The 20,436-nt window shown below is 71.2% G+C and carries 15 protein-coding genes; 9 read left to right on the top strand and 6 right to left on the bottom strand.

Annotated features, from left to right (window positions below; all coding sequences use genetic code 11):
* Positions 1-128 precede the first annotated feature (128 nt).
* From ABZS71_RS03290 to ABZS71_RS03270, 5 genes are all read left to right on the top strand, one after another.
* Positions 129-1,232, top strand: coding sequence for a substrate-binding domain-containing protein (locus ABZS71_RS03290; RefSeq protein WP_356207141.1), 1,104 nt, complete (start codon positions 129-131; stop codon positions 1,230-1,232).
* 125 nt (positions 1,233-1,357) lie between these two features.
* Positions 1,358-2,146 (top strand): ATP-binding cassette domain-containing protein, encoded by a 789-nt coding sequence (locus ABZS71_RS03285; protein WP_355850553.1) that lies wholly within the window; start codon positions 1,358-1,360, stop codon positions 2,144-2,146.
* Positions 2,143-3,453, top strand: a complete 1,311-nt coding sequence (locus ABZS71_RS03280; protein WP_355850550.1) for a sugar ABC transporter permease — start codon at positions 2,143-2,145, stop codon at positions 3,451-3,453. The genes ABZS71_RS03285 and ABZS71_RS03280 overlap by 4 nt, the downstream gene beginning before the upstream one ends.
* 634 nt (positions 3,454-4,087) lie before the next feature.
* Positions 4,088-6,064 carry a 1-deoxy-D-xylulose-5-phosphate synthase gene (gene dxs, locus ABZS71_RS03275; protein ID WP_356207139.1) on the top strand — a complete coding sequence of 659 codons (1,977 nt, stop codon included), beginning with the start codon at positions 4,088-4,090 and terminating at the stop codon, positions 6,062-6,064.
* Positions 6,065-6,323: 259 nt separating this feature from the next.
* A complete protein-coding gene (locus tag ABZS71_RS03270) occupies positions 6,324-7,787 on the top strand; it encodes an amino acid permease (RefSeq protein ID WP_355850690.1) in 1,464 nt (487 codons plus the stop codon).
* Between the two features lie 67 nt (positions 7,788-7,854).
* On the opposite strand, the gene ABZS71_RS03265 is transcribed toward ABZS71_RS03270, so the two are convergent.
* Entirely contained in the window at positions 7,855-8,805 is a 951-nt protein-coding gene (locus tag ABZS71_RS03265; RefSeq protein ID WP_356207137.1) for a hypothetical protein, read from the bottom strand.
* Between the two features lie 147 nt (positions 8,806-8,952).
* On the opposite strand from ABZS71_RS03265, the gene ABZS71_RS03260 reads away from it, so the two are divergent.
* Genes ABZS71_RS03260 through ABZS71_RS03250 form a run of 3 tightly spaced genes read left to right on the top strand, consistent with a single transcriptional unit; the run spans position 8,953 to position 12,788 of the window.
* The gene (locus ABZS71_RS03260; RefSeq protein WP_356207134.1) at positions 8,953-10,995 is read left to right on the top strand and encodes a HAMP domain-containing protein; all 2,043 of its coding nucleotides are present in this window, start codon (positions 8,953-8,955) and stop codon (positions 10,993-10,995) included.
* A 57-nt stretch (positions 10,996-11,052) separates the two neighbouring features.
* Entirely contained in the window at positions 11,053-12,309 is a 1,257-nt protein-coding gene (gene pgsB, locus ABZS71_RS03255; RefSeq protein WP_356207132.1) for a poly-gamma-glutamate synthase PgsB, read from the top strand.
* On the top strand, positions 12,306-12,788 hold the full coding sequence (locus tag ABZS71_RS03250) for a poly-gamma-glutamate biosynthesis protein PgsC/CapC (protein WP_355850536.1): 483 nt from the start codon (positions 12,306-12,308) through the stop codon (positions 12,786-12,788). Before pgsB ends, ABZS71_RS03250 begins: the two co-directional genes overlap by 4 nt.
* Before the next feature lie 115 nt (positions 12,789-12,903).
* Here ABZS71_RS03250 and ABZS71_RS03245 read toward each other — a convergent pair whose 3' ends face one another.
* On the bottom strand, positions 12,904-13,302 hold the full coding sequence (locus tag ABZS71_RS03245; RefSeq protein WP_355850533.1) for an NTP pyrophosphohydrolase: 399 nt from the start codon (positions 13,300-13,302) through the stop codon (positions 12,904-12,906).
* A gap of 69 nt (positions 13,303-13,371) precedes the next feature.
* Between ABZS71_RS03245 and ABZS71_RS03240 the strand changes: the two genes are divergently transcribed.
* Positions 13,372-14,436, top strand: a complete 1,065-nt coding sequence (locus ABZS71_RS03240; RefSeq protein ID WP_356207129.1) for a hypothetical protein — start codon at positions 13,372-13,374, stop codon at positions 14,434-14,436.
* 36 nt (positions 14,437-14,472) lie between these two features.
* On the opposite strand, the gene ABZS71_RS03235 is transcribed toward ABZS71_RS03240, so the two are convergent.
* From ABZS71_RS03235 to ABZS71_RS03220, 4 genes are all read right to left on the bottom strand, one after another.
* Positions 14,473-16,602 (bottom strand): 3-hydroxyacyl-CoA dehydrogenase NAD-binding domain-containing protein, encoded by a 2,130-nt coding sequence (locus ABZS71_RS03235; RefSeq protein ID WP_356207126.1) that lies wholly within the window; start codon positions 16,600-16,602, stop codon positions 14,473-14,475.
* Positions 16,599-17,816 carry an acetyl-CoA C-acyltransferase gene (locus ABZS71_RS03230; protein WP_355860612.1) on the bottom strand — a complete coding sequence of 406 codons (1,218 nt, stop codon included), beginning with the start codon at positions 17,814-17,816 and terminating at the stop codon, positions 16,599-16,601. Before ABZS71_RS03230 ends, ABZS71_RS03235 begins: the two co-directional genes overlap by 4 nt.
* A 168-nt stretch (positions 17,817-17,984) precedes the next feature.
* Complete coding sequence (locus ABZS71_RS03225) at positions 17,985-19,262, bottom strand: ribonuclease D (protein WP_356207123.1); 1,278 nt, start codon at positions 19,260-19,262, stop codon at positions 17,985-17,987.
* A 111-nt stretch (positions 19,263-19,373) separates the two neighbouring features.
* Entirely contained in the window at positions 19,374-20,036 is a 663-nt protein-coding gene (locus ABZS71_RS03220) for a response regulator transcription factor (RefSeq protein WP_355860608.1), read from the bottom strand.
* Positions 20,037-20,436 lie beyond the last annotated feature (400 nt).

Here is a 20,436-nt window from a genome sequence, read left to right as displayed (position 1 = left end):
TCAGATAACGAATGGCACCGTTGCCATCTCGTTAAGGATTTACTTCTTGACGCCATGCGGGCGGCCGAGTTGACTTCCTGCCACCTCGGCCGCAATGACGCGGCCTCGTCAGGGAGGTCACCCCCAGAATGAACACAACGATGCGTCGCGTCGCCTTTGCCACCGCCGTCGTGTCGATGGCCGTCTCGCTCGCCGCCTGTGGCTCGGCGAAAGAGGCAGACAGTGCCAAGGCGGCGCAGAAGAAGAAGACCGGTCCGCTGACCATCGGGCTGCTGCTGCCCGAGGACCAGACGGCGAGATACGAGAACTTCGACCACCCCTTGATCGAGAAGAAGATCAAGGCGGCCTGTGCGGACTGCAAGGTCCTCTACGTCAACGCCAAGTCGGACACCGCGCTGCAGCAGCAGCAGGTCGACTCGATGATCACCAAGAAGGTCGACGCGATCATCCTGGACGCGGTGGACTCCAAGTCCATCGCCAGCTCGGTCACGAGGGCCCATGAGGCGGGCATCCCGGTCGTCGCCTACGACCGGCTGGCCGAGGGCCCGGTCGCCGGGTACACCTCCTTCGACAACGAGACGGTCGGCAAGGTCCAGGCCCGGGCGCTGGTCAAGGCGCTGGGAGACAAGGCCAAGGACGGCAAGATCGTCATGCTCAACGGCTGGGAGGCCGACCCCAACGCCGGCAGCTTCAAGAAGGGTGCGCTCTCCGTCCTTGAGGGCAAGGTGAACATCGGCAAGAAGTACGACATCGACCGCTGGCTGCCCGACAAGGCCAACGAGGCCATGGGCGGCGCCATCTCGTCCCTCGGCAAGAACAACATCATCGGCGTCTACTCCGCCAACGACGGTATGGCGGGCGGCGCGATCACCGCGCTCAAGAGCGGCGGCTTCAGCCCCGTGCCCCCGGTCACCGGCCAGGACGCCGAACTCGCGGGCGTGCAGCGGATCCTGGACGGCGCGCAGTACATGAGCGTCTACAAGCCGTACGAGCCGGAGGCGACCGCCGCCGCGGAGATGGCCCTCGCGGTCGGCCGCGGTGAGAAGGTGAACGAGTCCAACACGGTCGACAGCCCGACCGACAAGAACATCCCGGCCACGCTGATCACCCCGGTCTCGCTGACCAAGGACAACATCAACAGCACCGTCGTCAAGGACGGTCTGTACAAGGTCAGCCAGATCTGCACGGCCAAGTACAAGGCGGCGTGCAAAGAGGCCGGTCTTCTCAAGTAGCGCGGAGCAGGGCCGTCCGTGACCCACGGGCGGCCCGTCCGCTGCCCCCCTGACACCCCCCATTCGAGGGGAGAGAGCGCTCTCCCCTCCGTCACACAGCAGGGTCTCCCCTGCCTGGAACGGAGATGGCCATCGTGCCGAACGGACCCGTGTTGGCGTTGCGCGGGATCTCCAAGCGGTTCGGCGCCGTTCAGGCGCTCACCGACATCCATCTGGAGGTCCATGCCGGTGAAGTCGTCGCCCTGGTGGGCGACAACGGTGCCGGCAAGTCGACCCTCGTCAAGACCATCGCCGGAGTCGGTCCCGCCGACGAGGGCGTCCTGGAGTGGCAGGGCAAGCCCGTCCAGGTCACCCGGCCGCATGACGCCCAGGAGTTGGGCATCGCGACCGTGTACCAGGACCTCGCCCTCTGCGACAACATCGACGTCGTCGGCAACCTCTTCCTCGGACGCGAGATCACGCGCGCCGGGGTGCTCGACGAGGTCGAGATGGAGCGTCGCTCCCGCGAGCTGCTGCAGACCCTGTCGATCCGGATCCCGAGCGTGCGGATCCCGATCGCCTCGCTGTCCGGCGGTCAGCGGCAGACCGTCGCCATCGCCCGCTCGATGCTGGGCGAGCCCAAGCTGGTGATCCTGGACGAGCCGACCGCCGCCCTCGGCGTCGAGCAGACCGCACAGGTCCTCGACCTGGTCGAGCGGCTGCGCGACCGCGGCCTCGCCGTCGTCCTCATCAGCCACAACATGGCCGACGTCAAGGCCGTCGCCGACCGCGTCGCGGTGCTGCGGCTGGGCCGTAACAACGGCATCTTCGACGTCCGGACCACCTCTCAAGAAGAGATCATTTCCGCCATCACCGGCGCCACGGACAACGCCGTGACGCGCCGCAAGGCGCGTAGCGGGGAGGTCGCCAAGTGACCACCAAGAATGTCCGCAAGGCCAAGCACGGCGGCAACAAGGCCCCCGCCGGCCCGGCCGACGCGAACCCGGTCGCCAAGGACGCGGTCACGGTCGTCGACCCGCGGCTGCTGGTGCGTCAGGAGGGCTTCAAGGGCTACCTGATCGAGTTCGGCCGCAAGCTGCGCAGCGGCGATCTGGGCGCGGTCCCGGTCATCGTCGGCATCGCCGTCATCTGGGCGGTCTTCCAGTGGAAGGACGACGCCTTCCTCTCGCCCAAGAACCTCTCCGATCTGTCCATCCTGCTCGGCGGCACCGGCATGATCTCCGTCGGGATCGTGTTCGTGCTGCTGCTCGGTGAGATCGATCTGTCCGTCGGCTCGCTCAGCGGTCTGGCCGCGGCCACCCTCACGGTGCTCAACGTGAATCACGGCGTGCCCGAGGGGATAGCCGTGGCCGCCGCGCTGGCCTCCGGCGCGATTCTGGGCGCACTGCACGGCTTCTTCTTCGCCAAGATCGGCGTCCCGGCCTTCGTCGTCACCCTCGCCGGTCTGCTGGCCTGGAACGGATTGATGCTCCAGGTGCTGGGCACCACCGGCACGATCGGCATCGACGACGACAGCTTTGTGCGCAGCCTCACCAATCACTACTTCAGCCAGCTCGTCGCCGCGTACGGGGCGGCGGGGGTCGCGGTGGTGGGCTTCTTCCTCGCCCAGTTCCTGGACAGCAGGCGCCGCAAGGCGGTCGGCGTACCCTCCCGGCCGCTGAGCGAGATCCTGGTGCGCACCGCCGTGATCGCCGTGATCGTCTTCGTCGCGGCCTGGCGGCTGAACGAGTACAAGGGCCTGCCCCTCGGCCTGGTGATCTTCGTGATGGTGCTGGTCGTCCTCGACTTCGTGGTCCGCCGCACCGCCTACGGACGCAAGGTGATCGCGCTGGGCGGCAGCGTCGAGGCCGCCCGCCGCGCGGGCATCAACGTCGCCGCCGTACGGGTCTCGGTGTTCGCGCTGTCCGGGTTCATGGCCGCCGTCGGCGGACTCATGATCGCCTCCCGGGTGGGCTCCGCGAGCCAGCAGGGCGGCACCGGCAACCTGCTGATGGAGGCCATCGCGGCCGCGGTCATCGGCGGCACCAGCCTCTTCGGCGGCCGTGGCTCGGTCTGGTCGGCGCTGCTCGGCATGCTGGTCATCGGATCGATCTCCTCCGGTATGAGCCTGCTGGGCGTCGCCAACTCCGTCCAGTACATGATCACCGGTGGTGTGCTGCTAGCCGCCGTCGTGATCGACTCGGTCTCGCGCAGAACCCAGCGCTCGGCCGGCCGCGGCTGACCCCCTTCGGCCCCGCGGCCTGGCGCGCCCGGCACCGTCTTCGCGGACGGTGCCGGGCGCGCCCCCTCTTTTTGAGGCTCGGTTCGCCTCCGGGGCGCCGGGCGCGGGAGCAACGCGGGTTCTCCGTCGCTGTGCGGTGCCCCGCCCTGCCGGCTGGGGGCACCTCCCAGCGGTAGCAGGGGGCGAGCCGAAGGGGTGCGCCGCTGTCGTAAGGGTGAGTGCGTGCGCAGGCCCTTCGGGGGTCCCTGTCGGTGTTCGGTGCGTCGCCGTAGCGGCGAGTGGGCTGTAGGGGCGCGCCGCTGTCGTAAGGGCGAGTGCGCGCGCAGGCCCCTCGGGCTCCCTATCGGTGTTCGGTGCGCCGCCGTACCGGCGAGTGAGCCGAAGGGGCGCGCCGCTGTCGTAAGGGAGAGCGCGCGGAGACCCCGAGGAACGAGGGGTCGAGCACGGTCGACTGTCGACAGTGGCTTGAGCGCCCCGGAGGCGAACCGAGCCCTGAAAAAAGGGGGGCCGAGCACGGTCGACTGTCGACAGTGGCTGGAGCGCCCCGGAGGCGAACCGAGCCCTGGAAAGAGGGGGCATTAGACTCTGCGGACTGGCCATGCTCGTTGGAGACGCTCGAAGCAAGGAGGCACGGGTGCTGCTGACCCGCATCACGGGACCGCGCGATCTGGACCGGCTGGCTCCGGAGGAGCTGAACCAGCTGGCCGCGGAGATCCGCGCCTTTCTCGTCGACGCCGTCTCCAAGACCGGTGGACATCTCGGCCCCAATCTCGGTGTGGTCGAACTGACCATCGCCCTGCACCGCGTCTTCGACTCGCCGAAGGACAAGGTGCTGCTCGACACGGGGCACCAGAGCTACGTCCACAAGCTGCTCACCGGCCGCCAGGACTTCTCCCGGCTCAAGAGCAAGGGCGGTCTGTCCGGTTATCCCTCACGCGCCGAGTCCGAGCACGACGTCATCGAGAACAGCCACGCCTCGACCGTCCTCGGCTGGGCCGAGGGCATCGCCAAGGCCAATGAGCTGCTCGGCAAGCAGGACCATGTGGTCGCCGTGATCGGCGACGGCGCGCTGACCGGCGGTATGGCCTGGGAGGCGCTCAACAACATCGCCGCCGCCAAGAACCGGCCGCTCGTCATCGTCGTCAACGACAACGAGCGCTCGTACGGCCCGACCATCGGCGGCCTCGCGAACCACCTCGCCACGCTCCGTACCACCGACGGCTATGAGCGCTTCCTCGCCCGCGGCAAGGATCTGCTGGAGCGCACCCCGGTGGTCGGCCGGCCGCTCTACGAGACGCTGCACGGCGCCAAGAAGGGGCTGAAGGACTTCATCACCCCGCAGGGCATGTTCGAGGATCTGGGGCTGAAGTACGTCGGCCCGATCGACGGCCATGACATCGAGGCGCTGGAGTCCGCGCTGCAGCGGGCCAAGCGGTTCGGCGGCCCGGTCATCGTGCACTGTCTCACCGAGAAGGGCCGCGGCTACCAGCCCGCCCTCCAGGACGAGGCCGACCGCTTCCACGCCGTCGGCAAGATCCACCCCGACACCGGACTGCCGATCTCCGCCTCCGGCGCCGACTGGACCTCGGTCTTCGGCGAGGAGATGGTCAAGCTCGGCGAGGAGCGCGAGGACATCGTCGCGATCACCGCGGCCATGCTGCACCCGGTGGGCCTCACGGAGTTCGCCAAGCGGTTCCCGGACCGGGTCTATGACGTCGGCATCGCCGAGCAGCACGCGGCGGTCTCGGCGGCGGGGCTGGCGACGGGCGGTGTGCACCCGGTCTTCGCCGTCTACGCCACCTTTCTGAACCGCGCCTTCGACCAGGTGCTGATGGATGTCGCGCTGCACAAGTGCGGGGTGACCTTCGTCCTCGACCGCGCCGGGATCACCGGTACGGACGGGGCCTCGCACAACGGCATGTGGGACATGTCGATCCTGCAGGTCGTCCCGGGCCTGCGGATCGCCGCCCCGCGCGACGCCGACCAGGTCCGTGCCCAGCTGCGCGAGGCTGTCGAGATCGATGACGCGCCGACCGTGGTGCGTTACTCCAAGGGGGCGGTGGGCCCGGCGGTCGCGGCCGTCGGCCGGATCGGCGGCATGGATGTGCTGCGCGAGCCCGCGGCGGCGGACCAGGACGCGCCCGATGTGCTGCTCGTCTCGGTCGGCGCGCTCGCCCCGATGTGTCTGGAGGTCGCCGACCTTCTCGACAAACAGGGCATTTCCGCCACGGTGGTCGACCCGCGCTGGGTCAAGCCCGTCGACGAGGAGCTGCCCGCGCTCGCCGAGCGCCACCGCGTCGTCGTGACCGTCGAGGACAACAGCCGGGTCGGCGGCGTCGGTTCCGCCATCGCCCAGGCGCTGCGCGACTCCGGTGTCGACATGCCGGTGCGCGACTTCGGCATCCCGCCGCGCTTCCTCGACCACGCCTCCCGCAAGGAGGTCATGGCCGAGATCGGCCTGACCGCGCCGGACATCGCCCGGCAGGTCACCGGGCTGGTGTCGAGGATCGGCGGGCGATACGAAGACGAGTCCGCGGAGTCCGCCGGGGCGTCGGGTGCGCGGGGCACCGATGTGACGCGGCCGGCGACGGCCGAGCGGGTGCGCGACTAGGGGTCCCACCCATGCTGGGCCGGTCGAAGCGCTCGGTGCTCCGACCGGCCCAGCGTGCGTCCCGCCGCTCCGCCCCCATTGGGTGAATCGGCGGGGGCCCCGGGTGTGCATACCTCGCTCCTGTCCGGTTGGCAGAACCATGGGCGCGCACGGGGCACGGGCAGGCGTGGAGGTGGCACCGGTGAGCGTTCAGAAACCCGACAGAGGCTCCGGCGACGACTCCGGCGACGACTCCGGCGGTAAGGTCCGGCCGGACTATCTGCGGACGAAGACGGTCGAGCAGTCCATCCAGGACACCGAGGAGCCCGAGCACGCGCTGACCCGGTCCCTCTCCGCCCTGGACCTCACGGTCTTCGGCGTCGGCGTCATCATCGGCACCGGTATCTTCGTGCTGACCGGAGCCGTCGCCAAGGAGCAGGCGGGCCCCGCGACCTCCCTCGCCTTCGTCGTCGCGGGCATCGTCTGCGCGCTGGCCGCCCTGTGCTACGCCGAGTTCGCCTCGACCGTGCCGGTGGCCGGGTCCGCGTACACCTTCTCGTACGCCTCGCTCGGCGAGCTGCCCGCCTGGATCATCGGCTGGGACCTGGTGCTGGAATTCGCGCTCGGCACCGCCGTGGTCGCGGTCGGCTGGTCCGGCTATGTGCGCTCGCTGATGGCCAACGCCGGCTGGCATCTGCCCGCCATCCTGTCCGGCCCCGACGTGGCGCACGGCTTCTCCTTCGACGTGCTCGCCGCTCTTCTGGTGCTCGTGCTGACCGGGATCCTGGTCCTCGGCATGAAGCTGTCCGCGCACGTCACCGCCGTGGTGGTCGCGGTGAAGGTGACCGTGGTGCTGCTGGTCATCATCGCGGGCGCCTTCTTCATCGACCCGGACAACTATCACCCCTTCATCCCCGAGCCCAAGGGCATGGTCTCGGGCTCCGGGCTCACCGCGCCGCTGATCCAGCTGATGTTCGGCTACCAGCCGACGACCTTCGGCATCCAGGGCATCTTCACCGCCGCCGCCGTGGTCTTCTTCGCCTTCATCGGCTTCGACATCGTGGCGACCGCGGCCGAGGAGACCAGGAATCCGCAGCGCGACGTGCCCCGCGGCATCCTCGGCTCGCTCTTCATCTGCACCGTGCTCTACGTCGCCGTGTCCCTCGTGGTCACCGGCATGCAGAAGTACACCAAGCTGACGGTGGACGCCCCGCTCGCCGATGCCTTCAAGGCGACCGGACACCCCTTCTACGCGGGCGTCATCAGCTTCGGCGCGGCGGTCGGACTCACCACGGTGTGCATGATCCTGCTGCTCGGCCAGAGCCGGGTGTTCTTCGCGATGAGCCGGGACGGGCTGCTGCCCCGGGTCTTCTCCAAGGTGCATCCCCGGTTCGGCACGCCGTACCGCTCGACGATTCTGCTCGGTGTGCTCATCGCCGTGGTCGCGGGGTTCACCAGCATCTCCGCACTGGCGGCGCTGGTGAACATCGGCACGCTCTTCGCCTTCGTCGTCGTCGCCCTCGGCATCATCATCCTCCGCCGCACCCGTCCCGATCTGCCCCGCGCCTTCCGTACGCCGTGGGTGCCGGCGCTGCCGATCCTGTCGGTGGCCGCGTCGCTGTGGCTGATGCTCAATCTGCCCGCCGAGACCTGGCTGAGGTTCGGGGCGTGGATGCTGCTGGGCTTTGTCATCTACTCCGGGTACGGACGCCGGCACAGCCGGGTGAGCGCCTCCGGGGGCTAGATGTGCTGTCCGGACAGGTGGGTGACGCGGCATCCGGCCTCTGCGGTGCGGGCTGGTGACAGGCCCGTCACCGGCCGAGCCGGGTCGCCACCCACACCAGCGCGCCGACGACCCGCGAGCGGGCCCGAGGGGAGTCACGGACACTGCGGCTGTTCTCGATGTGCAGGAAGGGGACGCCCCGCGCGGCGGCCCTGCGTGCCTGCACGTTGGTGGTGCCCTCCAGCTCACCGCAGTCCCGCCGCCAGGCCCGGCACACCTCGAATCCGCCGGCGGACAACAGCCGCGCCGCCCGGCGCACCAGTGCGCCTGGCCGGCCGGGTCCCGGTGAGGCCACCACGTCGTTGCCCGGTGAGCTGTCGTCGGCGAAGCCGTGTATCTGGATGCCGGGGATCCGGCGGGCGGTGAGCGCCCCGCACACGGCATCGAAGAGGGAGTCCTCGCGGTGCGCCACGTCCGCCGTGTTGCCCCGGCCGACGTGGCGGTTGGCGCCCGCCAGCACCAGGACCCCGCCGGGGGCCCGCGAGAACAACTCCGCGCCCATGAGCTCGGTGTGCTGGTCCGACACGGGGTGGGGCACCTGTGCGCTCCACCGCACACGGCTGCTCAGATCGATGTACACCTCGCCCCAGCCGCGCCGCCGTGCCGTCCGGCCGCCGGCCTCGGTGACCTGGGCGACCCATCGCCCCGAGCCCGCCAGGCGCACCGTGCGCACGCGGTAGCCGGCCCTGGACAGGGGCCCGCGCGCCGCGTCGGTCCGCCCGTCGAGGAGGCGCGTGATCCCTTCGCTCATGCCCGCGCGTTCGGCGGCGCCGGGCGGCCGGTACGGGCCGTTGCGGGAGAAGTCCGCGACATATGCGCTGACCTGTCGCTCCAGGTCGACCCGCGGGGGCCGCCCGGTGTCCTGGAGCGCGAGCGTCATGAGTGTCGCCGAGACACCCAAGGCGAGCACGACCGTAATGGCGAGAAAGCGCCGCCGCCGCGGCTCGAATACGAAGCAATTCAGGAACGTGTTCCACATCACAGTGATTTTGACCCCCGGATATCAACCCGGCAATAAGTCCGGGCATCAGTAAGGGAGAAGGGAAACCCGAGGGAAGAGGTTCTCATGCATTTAGCCGTGCGGGTCACACGGCGATCGCAGGGGACCCGACGAAAACGCGCGGACATGCCTCTCCTCGGGGGCGTCCGCCCGCCCATCGCGGTCTTGTGTGCGCTCTTGCTCGCCGTCTCGGGATTCACCGCTCTGACCGTGGGGCGCTCCGACGACCGCACGGTCTCGCGCGCCGTGGCCGAGGCCCAGCAGGACGTGGCCGCCGACGCCGCCGGGTCCCTGCGCGCCTCGCTGGAGCAGAGCTCCGGCGATCTGCACGACGCCACCGAACTGCTCCGCCTCAGCGCCCCCGGATCCCCCGACGAGGCGCTGCGCAAGCTCAGGGACGCCTATCACAAGTGGCGCGGCCTCGCGGTCGTGGACGCCGCCACCGGCCGTCCGCTGGCCTCGCACGGGGAGGCCGTGCCGCTGGGGCGCCGGCCCGCCCGTGGTGAGGAGCCCAGTCTGCGCTCTCGCCTTGTCAGCCTCGCCTCGGGCGAGCCCCGGGTGCTGTCCTTCGCGCCCCTTGACGCGCCGGGTGGAGGACGGCTGCTGCTGGTCGCCTCCCGCGCGCTGCGCCTGCCGGACGAGCAGGCGGGCCGGGCCACGTTCGTCGTGAACACCGACAGCCGCATCCTCGCCGCCTCCGGGGACCGCCGTGGCGACGAGACCCTGCGTGGGCTGGCCCGCGAGTCCGTGCGGGCCCGGGGCGCGACCGGCAGCCGTACCGCCCGCGGCGACCGGGGCCACCACGCCGTCGTCGGCCATGCGGTCGTGCCCCCGGGCGACGGCGGCCAGGATTTCGGCCTGGTCGTGGCCACGGGGGCCCAGGTCCCGGCCGGCACCGCCGTCGCGAGCGACCGGCTGCGGGGCGCGGGCGCGGCGGCCGCCCTGCTGGCCATCTGCCTCATCGTCACCTGGGTGCTCTCCCGCCGGGTCCAACGTCCGCTGCTGCGGCTGCACATGGATGCACGCCGCCTCGCTCGGGGCGATCTCTCGCGCCCGGTCGGCCGGTACGGGCACGGCGAAACGGCCCGGGCCGGCCGGTGTCTGGAGTCGCTGCGAGGTCAACTCCTGGGCGAGCGCGCCAAGACGGAGTCTCCACGGGCCCGTGGCAGCGTGCGCCTCACGGTGCTGGGCTGCGCGGTGCTCGTGACGGCCTGGTCCTGCGCACTGCCGCTGATGAACCTGGCAGGGGGCCGCGAAGCGGTGCCCGATCCTGTCGTGCGCGCCCAGCGGGACCGCACCGCGGCCGCGTCCGGCCGGGTGCGGCGGATGCTCGGCGAAGGCGTCGCCGATCTGTCCTCGGTCGCCCTGCTCGCGGGCCGTACGCCCGACCGACTCGGGAAGGCCCTGAGAACGGCGCTGCCCGAGCACAGCGCATGGCGCTCGCTCTACCTCCTCGGCCGTGACGGGGAGGTCCTGGAGCGCGCGGGCGGTGACCCTTACGGCGCGGACCGCAAGGCCGTCCTGAGCCGGGTCGGGCACGGCACGCCCGCCGTTCTCCAGCTCAACCACCACGGCAAGGTGCCGGTGTCCGCGGCGGTCGTCCCGCTGGGCGGACGGGACGGCCGGGCGCTGGTGGCCGAACTCCGGCCCGGGGTGCTCAGCGAGGCACTCGACCGCGCCCGTATCGGCCGGGCCTGGCTCGTCGACGCGAACGACAAGGTCATTGGCTCCAACAACGGCTTCATCGCCTTCGCGTCACTGCCCGGCCGCGACGGGGCCGGGCCGACGCTCACCACGGCGGTCGCCGTGCGGGGCACCGGTGCCGTCAACACCCTCGGGTGGCGCGTGATCACCCGCAAGCCGGTGTCCTGGCTGCCGCTGGCCTCGTACGAGACACAGCGTCGGGCCGAGGTCGCCGGGCTGCTCGCCTTCGGCGCGACCGTGCTGTGTCTGGGCTGGCTGGAGCTGACCGTACTACGGCCGCTGCGGGCCCTGGACCGGGCGGGCGCCGCGCTGGCCGCCGGTGATCTGGAGACCGTGCGCTACCCCCACCACCACGACGAGGTCGGGTCGGTCGTCCGCAGCCTGGAGCTGATCCGGCAGCGGCTGGCCGTCACGGAGCCGGGTGCCACGGGCGCGCCCGGACCCGCCGTCCGCCGACCGCACTGAGAAGCCGGCTCCCCCCGCACCGTCCCCCCACCCCCCATACAACCCACAAGCGGAGACATGCTTTTTCTCTACAGCGTCTTCCTCCTCTGTTCCCTCGGGCTGCTCGTCGCCGGCGTCGTCGAACAGCGCAGACACTTCGAGAACCTGGCGCGGATCCCCCACCGTGTCCTGGTCAACGGCATCCGGGGCAAGAGCTCCATCACCCGGCTGTGCGCGGGTGCGCTGCGCGGTGGCGGGTCGGTCACGGTCGCCAAGACCACCGGTACCGCCGCCCGCTTCATCCACCCGGACGCCACCGAGGAGCCCGTCTACCGGAAGTTCGGCATCGCCAATGTCGTCGAGCAGATCGGCATCGTCCGGCGGGCCGCGGCCTACCGGCCCCAGGCCCTCGTGATCGAGTGCATGGCGGTGATGCCCGCCCTCCAGGAGGTCAACCAGACCAAACTCATCCGCTCGACGATCGGCGTGCTGTGCAATGTCCGCGAGGATCATCTGGCCGAGATGGGGCCGACGCTCGATGACGTCGCCCGCTCGCTGTGCCGCTCCATGCCGGTCGGCGGCGTGTGCGTGACCGCCGAACGCGACCGGCTGCACATCCTGCGCGAGGAGGCCGCCGCCCGCGACTGCGAGCTGATCGCCGTCGATCCCCAGTCCGTCACGGACGAGGAACTGCGCGGCTTCAGCTGGTTCACCTTCAAGGAGAACGTCGCGATAGCGATCGCGGTGGCCGGGCTGCTCGGCGTCGACCGGCGGACGGCGCTGCGCGGCATGTGGGAGGCGCCGCCGGACCCGGGCGTGCTGTCCGTGGAGAAGTACCGTACGCCGCAGGGCGCGCGGCTCGGCTTCGCCAATGTCTTCGCCGCCAACGACCCCGAGTCGACGCTGATGAACGTGCGCCAGCTGCTCGGCCTGGGCGCGATCCACCGCCCGTTGCACGTCCTCATCAACTGCCGTCCCGACCGGGTCGAGCGCAATGGCCAGATGGGGGCGATCGTGCCCGAACTCGACCCGGAGACGGTGTTCCTGATCGGCCACCCCACCAAGAGCGCACGGGACGGCATACCCGACGGCTGGACGGGCCGGGTCGTCGACCTCGGGGGCGACCACCGGGACGCGGACGAGCTGATGGGCGCCGTCCTGGAGGAGATCAGCGGCGACGACGCGTCGCTCGTCGCGGTCGGCAACATCCACGGGCAGGGCGAGCGGCTCCTGGAGCGGCTCGCGCGGCTGACACGGCTGCCCGCGACCGGAACCCCCATGGCGACCGCCGCCACGGACGGCACAGCGACCCACGGCATCGGAGGCGCCCTGTGAACCCGGTCGCCCTCACCCCGGACATGGCCGCCCTGGGCATCGCCCTCGGCCTGCTCTTCTCCCTGGTCTGCTATCTGACGACCAACCTCTCACCGGGCGGCATGATCACCCCGGGATGGCTTGCCCTGACTCTCATCGAGGACCTGCGGCTGGCCTCCATGGTCGTCGGCGTGACCGTGCTGACGTATCTGTCCACCAGGCTGTTGCAGGGTGCGGTGATCCTGTACGGCAAGCGGCTGTTCGCCGCGGTCGTGATGTGCGGCGTCCTGCTGCAGGCGACGCTCTACATGGTGTTGCAGCACCAGTTCCCAATGCTGTTCACGCATCAGACGCTGGGCTATATCGTGCCCGGTCTCATCGCGTACCAATTGGTCCGGCAGCCCCCGCGCGCCACGCTGGTGTCCACCGCCACGGTCGCTCTCGGGGCCTATGCGGTCCTTATGGTGGGAATGCTGCTCGGCCTGCTGCCCCGCGCTTGACGGGAAAGCGCGATAAAGAACCGGGGATAAAGAGGAGACAATCGAGAGACGGAGAGCGGCGGAATACATAAAGACCCGTAATTCGCGCTGGATAACACGGCGCTGGGGCGGGCGGTCAGCCGGGACGTACTGCCCGGGGCCCGACCACGTCGGCCCCGAGCGCTTTCACACGTGCCCGCAAACCCTGGTCCGCGGTCACCACCAGGCAGGGGCGGCCCGGTTCGCGCGCCGCCACGATCTCCACGATGCGGTCGTCGCCGCTCCCCGGCGCCGACTCCACCCGCACCCCCTCCACCGACGCGACCCCGCGCGCGGCGCCCTCGACGACCAGGACGATGTCCACCGGGGGGTGACGGGCCCATTCGGGTACGCCCGGCCGTTCCGGCAGGCCGGTGCGCGCGAGGACGGCGAGGTGGTCGCGCAGCCGCTCGGCGGCGCCGCGGCGGTCACGCCACCAGCCGTCCGGGACCGAGCCGACCACGTTCGCCGCGTCCACCACCACAAGACCGTCCATAGGGCAGGCAAAATACTATGGGCAGCGTTCGATCAGGCGGATTGGCGTCGGGAAGGTTGGCGGCGGGCCATGGCGTTGCGGTTGTTCCGCGGCAAGGACGGCAGGCTCACGGCCTACGCACCGGTGGCGGGCGGCGTCGTCCGCTGGACCGAGGACCGGCCGGGAGGACCCACCTGGACGGGCCCGTGGCTGATCGAGGCTCCCGGGCTGTCCGAGATGACGGTCGCTCAGGGGGCCGACGGATACGCGCACATCGTCGGGCTGCGGCGCAGGGCGGGCAAGGACGGCGCGCAGGTGGACGTCGTCCACGCCACGCAGTTCCAGACGGGCCGTCCCCTGACCGCCTGGCACTCCCTCGGCACCCCGCACCCCGGGGACCGCGCCAAGGCGGAGCGGACCGGGGCGCCGGCCGCGGCCGTGGACTCCTCGGGCGCGGTGCATGTCTTCGTCCGCAACGCCGGGCGCGGGGTGAGCACGCGGCGCCAGGACGCCAAGGGCAAGTGGGGCGGGTGGACCGATCTGAAGGGCACGGAGGTGCTCGACGGTCTGTCGGCCGCCGAGACCGCCGACGGCCGCGTGGAACTGTTCGCTCCGGCCGGCCGGGGGGTGGCGCTGCGCTGGTACCAGCCCGAGCCCGGCGGTGCGCTGCAGCGGGCCGAGGACATTCCGGCGCGCCTCCAGGCCGGTTCCGCCTCCGCCGTCGAGAGCAGCCGCGACACGGTCACCCACTACTGGCGGGACGCGGACGGCGGCGGCGTGCTCGCCTGGCGCCCGGACGCCCCCGCCACGGCGTCGCTGGGCGGCGAGGCGGGCTCGGGCCCGGTCGCCGTGGTCCGCGCCCCCGTGGACGGCCATGACTGCGTCGTGCTGGCCCACCGGGACACCGGGAGCGGCCGGCTGGCCGTCGCCGCGCATCCGGCGGAGGACGAGGTGGCGGGCGTGTGGTGGACGCTGTCGGGTGAGGCGGGCGCCCATACCCCGGCGCTGGCGCTCGACGGGCTCGGCCGGGTGGTGCTGGCCGCGGTCGCGCTGGACGGCGGGCTGTTGGTGGCCCGTCAGAGGACGGACGAGCGGGGGCTCGCGCTGCGGGCGTGGTCCCGGGTGTCGGACGCGGTCGAGCGCCGGACGGGCTGAGTCGGCCCGTCCGGCGCTCGATACGGCGGTGCCGCGCTACGCCGGGACGCTCGCCACGCCCGGAGCCAGGAACTTCTTCCCGTTCACCCGCTCCGAGACGCCCTCGCGGTCCAGGTACGGCGTGATGCCGCCCAGGTGGAAGGGCCAGCCCGCGCCGGTGATCAGGCAGAGGTCGATGTCCTGCGCCTCGGCGACGATGCCCTCCTCGAGCATCAGGCCGATCTCCTGCGCGACGGCGTCCAGCACCCGCTCGCGGGTCTGCTCCTCCGTCAGGACCGTGTCGCCCTGCCGCAGCAGCGCGGCGACCTCGGGGTCGAGCTTCGGCTCACCTGAGTCATGGACGTAGAAGCCGCGCTTGCCGGCCTCGACCACGCGCTTGAGGTTCTCCGAGACCGTGAAGCGGTCCGGGAAGGCCCCGTGCAGCGTCTGCGAGACATGCAGGCCGATCGCCGGGCCGACCAGCTCCAGCAGCACCAGCGGGGACATCGGCAGTCCGAGCGGCTCGACCGCGCGCTCCGCGACGTCGACCGGGGTGCCCTCGTCGATGACGTTCTGGATCTCGCCCATGAAGCGGGTCAGGATCCGGTTGACGACGAACGCCGGGGCGTCCTTGACCAGGACGGCGGTCTTCTTCAGCTTCTTGGCCACGCCGAAGGCCGTGGCCAGCGACGCGTCATCGGTCTTCTGACCGCGGACGATCTCCAGCAGCGGAAGGATCGCGACCGGGTTGAAGAAGTGGAAGCCGACGACCCGCTCGGGGTGCTTGAGCTTGGACGCCATCTCGGACACCGACAGCGAGGAGGTGTTGGTGGCAAGGATGGCGTGCTCCGGCACGACCGCCTCGACCTCGGCGAACACCTTCTGCTTGACGCCCATCTCCTCGAAGACGGCCTCGATGACGAAGTCGGCGTCCCCGAAGGCGGCGGCCTTGTCCAGCGACCCGGTCACCAAGGCCTTGAGGCGGTTGGCCTTGTCCTGGTTGATCCGGCCCTTGAGCAGCAGCTTGTCGATCTCGCCGTGGACATAGCCGACGCCCTTGTCGACGCGCTCCTGGTCGATGTCGGTCAGTACGACCGGCACCTCCAGACGCCGCGCGAACAGCAGCGCGAGCTGCGAGGCCATCAGCCCCGCGCCGACGACGCCCACCTTGGTGACCGGGCGGGCGAGCGACTTGTCCGGCGCCCCGGCCGGGCGCTTGGCGCGCTTCTGCACCAGGTTGAAGGCGTAGATGCCGCTGCGCAGCTCGCCGCCCATGATCAGGTCGGCCAGCGCCTTCTCCTCGGCGTCGAAGCCGCGGGCGAGGTCACCGTTGCGGGAGGCGTCGATGATGTCCAGCGCACGGTACGCGGCCGGGGCCGCCCCGTGCACCTTGCTGTCGGCGATGGCGCGGCCGCGCTCGACGGCCTCGTGCCAGGCGTCGCCGCGGTCCACCTCGGGCCGTACGATCTCGATCTCGCCCTTGAGGACGGCCGCGGTCCAGATCAGCGACTGCTCCAGGAAGTCCGCGCCCTCGAAGAGCGCGTCCGCGATCCCGAGCTCGTAGACCTGCGCGCCCTTGAGCTGCTTGTTCTGGTTGAGCGAGTTCTCGATGATGACCGAGACCGCGCGGTCCGCGCCGATCAGGTTCGGCAGCAGGGTGCAGCCGCCCCAGCCGGGGACCAGGCCCAGGAACACCTCGGGCAGCGAGAAGGCGGGCAGCGTGGCCGAGACGGTGCGGTACGAGCAGTGCAGGCCGACCTCGACGCCGCCGCCCATCGCCGCGCCGTTGTAGTACGCGAAGCTCGGCACGGCGAGCGTGGCCAGGCGCTTGAAGACCTCGTGGCCGCCCTTGCCGATGGCCAGCGCGTCCTCGTGGCGGGTGAGCAGCTCCACGCCCTTGAGGTCGGCGCCGACGGCGAAGATGAACGGCTTGCCGGTGATGCCGACGCCGACGATCTTGCCGTCCGCGGCCTCCTTCTCGACCTGGTCGATCGCCGTATTGAGGTTGGCGAGCGAGGCCGGGCCGAAGGTGGTGGGCTTGGTGTGGTCCAGACCGTTGTCGAGCGTGATGAGCGCGAAGCGGCCGGCGCTCTGGGGGAGATCGAGGTGGCGGACGTGCGCCTGCGTCACGACCTCGCCCGGGAACAGCTCGGCCGCTCCCTTGAGAAGCTCTGCGGTGTTGCTCACTTGTTCCCCTCGAAGTGTGGGTTCTCCCAGATCACGGTGGCACCCATGCCGAAGCCGACGCACATGGTGGTGATGCCGTAGCGGACCTCCGGCTGCTCCTCGAACTGCCGTGCGAGCTGCGTCATCAGCCGCACACCGGAGGAGGCGAGCGGGTGACCGTAGGCGATCGCGCCGCCGTACTGGTTGACGCGCGGGTCGTCGTCCGCGATGCCGTAGTGGTCCAGGAAGGACAGGACCTGCACGGCGAACGCCTCGTTGATCTCGAAGAGGCCGATGTCGTCGATCGTCAGGCCGGCCTTGGCGAGCGCCTTCTTGGTCGCCGGGACGGGACCGTAGCCCATCACCTCGGGCTCGACGCCCGCGAAGGCGTAACTGACCAGGCGCATCTTGACCGGCAGGCCCAGCTCCCGGGCGACGTCCTCGGAGGCGATCAGCGAGGCGGTCGCGCCGTCGTTGAGCCCCGCCGAGTTGCCCGCGGTGATCCGGCCGTGCGGGCGGAACGGGGTCTTCAGCGCGGCCAGGCCCTCGAGCGTGGTGCCGGGCCGCATGGGCTCGTCGGCGGTCGCGAGGCCCCAGCCGGTCTCGCCGCCCTCGGGGCTGGTGCGGCGCACGGAGATCGGCACCAGATCCTGCTGGATCTTGCCGTTGGCGTACGCCTTGGCGGCCTTCTCCTGGCTGCGCAGCGCGAACTCGTCGGCGCGCTGCTTGGTGATGTGCGGCAGCCGGTCGTGCAGGTTCTCCGCGGTCATGCCCATGAACAGGGCGGACTCGTCGACCAGCTTCTCCGAGACGAACCGCGGGTTCGGGTCGACGGCCTCGCCCATGGGGTGGCGGCCCATGTGCTCGACGCCGGCCGCCACGACGATGTCGTACGCGCCGAAGGCGATGGAGCCCGCCGTCGTGGTGACGGCGGTCATCGCGCCGGCGCACATGCGGTCGATCGAGTAGCCGGGGACCGACTGGGGCAGCCCGGCCAGGATGCCGGCGGTGCGGCCCAGGGTCAGGCCCTGGTCGCCGATCTGCGTCGTCGCGGCGACGGCCACCTCGTCGATGCGCTCCGGCGGCAGGTCCGGGTTGCGTCGCAGCAGCTCCCGGATGCACTTGACGACCAGGTCGTCGGCGCGGGTCTCGTGGTAGATGCCCTTCGGGCCCGCCTTGCCGAATGGGGTGCGGACGCCGTCGACGAAGACGACGTCCCTAGCGGTACGAGGCACGTTGGCTCTCCTCCAGGTGCGGGATGGCACTGCTGCGGGCACGCCCTGGGCGCGCCTCCACACCCTCATGCTACTTATGAGTAACCAAGCTGCCCAGTCCCCACCCTGGGAGCGTCGAAGGTCACAGCCGTGACCGGCGGCAAGCGCCGCCGGTCCACGCGCGTCACATCACGCCGAGGCCGTCGCCAGGGCCCCCGTCAGAGCCTCGGCCACCTGGTCGATTTGCCAGGCGCGAGCGCCGTGACCAGCCAGAACGGCCGATACGGCGTTCAGCGTCGGCTCCGCCGGGGGCTCCCAGCACAGCCGCCGGACGGTGTCCGGGGCGATCAGGTTCTCCTGCGGCAGATTCAGCCGTTCGGCGAGTTGGGTCACCGCCGCGCGGGCCGCCGAGAGCCGCGCCGCCGCGGCCGGGTCCTTGTCGGCCCACGCACGCGGCGGGGGCGGACCGGCCACCGGCTGCCCCGGCTGGGGCAGCTCGGTCTCCGGCAGCTCCCGCGCCCGGTCCACCGCGGCCTGCCACTGCTCCAGCTGGCGCCGGCTCATCCGGTGGCCGAAGCCGTGCAGCGCGGCCAGCGCCCGTGCGTTCGCGGGCAGGGCCAGAGCGGCCTCGACGATGGCCGCGTCGCCCAGCACCTTGCCCGGGGAGACATCGCGGCGCTGGGCGATCCGGTCCCGGGCCGTCCACAGCTCGCGCACCACGGCCATCTGCCGGCGCCGCCGGACCTTGTGCATGCCCGAGGTACGCCGCCAGGGGTCCTTGCGCAGCGGGGCGGGCGGGGCGGCGGCGATGGCCGCGAACTCCTGATGCGCCCAGTCGAGCTTGCCCTGCCGGGTCAGCTCCTCCTCCAGCGCGTCACGCAGATCGACCAGCAGCTCGACGTCGAGCGCGGCGTAATGCAGCCAGGGCTCGGGGAGCGGGCGGGTGGACCAGTCGACGGCGGAGTGGCCCTTCTCCAGGGCGTATCCGAGGATGTTCTCGACCATGGCGCCGAGCCCCACCCGGGCGAACCCGGCCAGCCGGCCCGCCAGTTCGGTGTCGAAGAGCCGGGTCGGGACCATGCCTATGTCCCGCAGACAGGGCAGATCCTGGGTCGCGGCGTGCAGCACCCACTCGGCGTCGGCGATCGCGGCGCCCAGACCGGAGAGGTCGGGGCAGCCCACGGGGTCGATCAGTGCGGTCCCCGATCCGGCCCGGCGCAGCTGGACCAGATAGGCCCGCTGTCCGTAGCGGTAGCCGGAGGCGCGCTCCGCGTCGACGGCCACCGGCCCGTGGCCCGCGGCGAAGGCCGCCACGACCTCGGCGAGCGCGTCCGCGTCGGCGGTGACGGGCGGGATGCCCTCGCGCGGCTCCAGCAAGGGGACCGGCGCCGGGGCGAGGTCGTCCGGAGGGGCGCCCCCGGTGGTTCGCAGTGTCGTCTCTGCTGCGGTCTCTTGGGCGTCGGTCACCTGTCAAGAGTAGCTGTGCACGCCGGGTACGCAGGGCGCCCGCCGACGGAACGTTCCGTCGGCGGGCGCGGGGGCGGTGGGGCGGCGTGGTGGCCGGGCGGGCGGTACGGCTCAGTGGATGATCCCGGTACGCAGTGCGACCGCGACCATTCCGGCCCGGTCGCCGGTGCCGAGCTTGCGGGCGATCCGGGCGAGGTGGCTCTTGACGGTGAGTGCGGACAGGCCCATCGAGACGCCGATGGCCTTGTTGGACTGGCCCTCCGCAACCAGCCTCAGTACCTCGACCTCGCGGCCCGACAGCTCCCGGTAGCCGCCCGGGTGACCGGGGGCGCCCGGCGGGCGGCGGTGCATCCGGGCGGCGGCGGCGCCGATGGGGGCGGCACCCGGACGGCCCGGGATGCCCAGGTTGGTGCGGGTGCCGGTGACGACATAGCCCTTGACGCCGCCGGCCAGCGCGTTGCGTACGGCGCCGATGTCGTCGGCGGCGGAGAGGGCGAGGCCGTTGGGCCAGCCCGCGGCGCGGGTCTCGGACAGCAGCGTGAGGCCGGAGCCATCGGGAAGGTGGACGTCGGCGACGCAGATGTCGCGCGGGTTGCCGATACGGGGACGGGCCTCCGCGATGGACGACGCCTCGATGACGTCGCGCACCCCAAGGGCCCACAGGTGACGGGTGACGGTGGAACGAACGCGGGGGTCGGCGACGACGACCATGGCCGTCGGCTTGTTCGGGCGATAGGCGACCAGGCTGGACGGTTGCTCGAGGAGAACAGACACCAGGCCTCCTGGGGAAGTGGTGGGACGGGTCACCACGTCCTTCGGCACCGATACGGCCCGGCTTTAGGGAATGATCACGATTTGGTGAGTAACAATTCGGGCAATTAGGACGGCTGATCGATCAACACCGCTCTTTTTCGGGGCTCGGTTCGCCTCCGGGGCGCTTCAGCCGCTGTCGACGGTCGACCGTGCTCGGCCCCTCGTTCCTCGGGGCCTCCGCGCGCTCTCCCTTTCGACAGCGGCGCGCCCCTTCGGCTCACTCGCCGCCGGGCACCCCAAACCGATGGGAACCCGGTGGGCCTCTGCGCGCTCTCCCTTTCGACAGCGGCGCGCCCCTTCGGCTCACTCGCCGCCGGGCACCCCAAACCGATGGGAACCCGGTGGGCCTCTGCGCGCTCTC

Origin of the sequence: Streptomyces sp. NPDC005393, from assembly GCF_040606675.1 — a bacterium.
Classification (GTDB): domain Bacteria; phylum Actinomycetota; class Actinomycetes; order Streptomycetales; family Streptomycetaceae; genus Streptomyces.
This window is presented reverse-complemented; position numbering and strand designations above follow the sequence as displayed.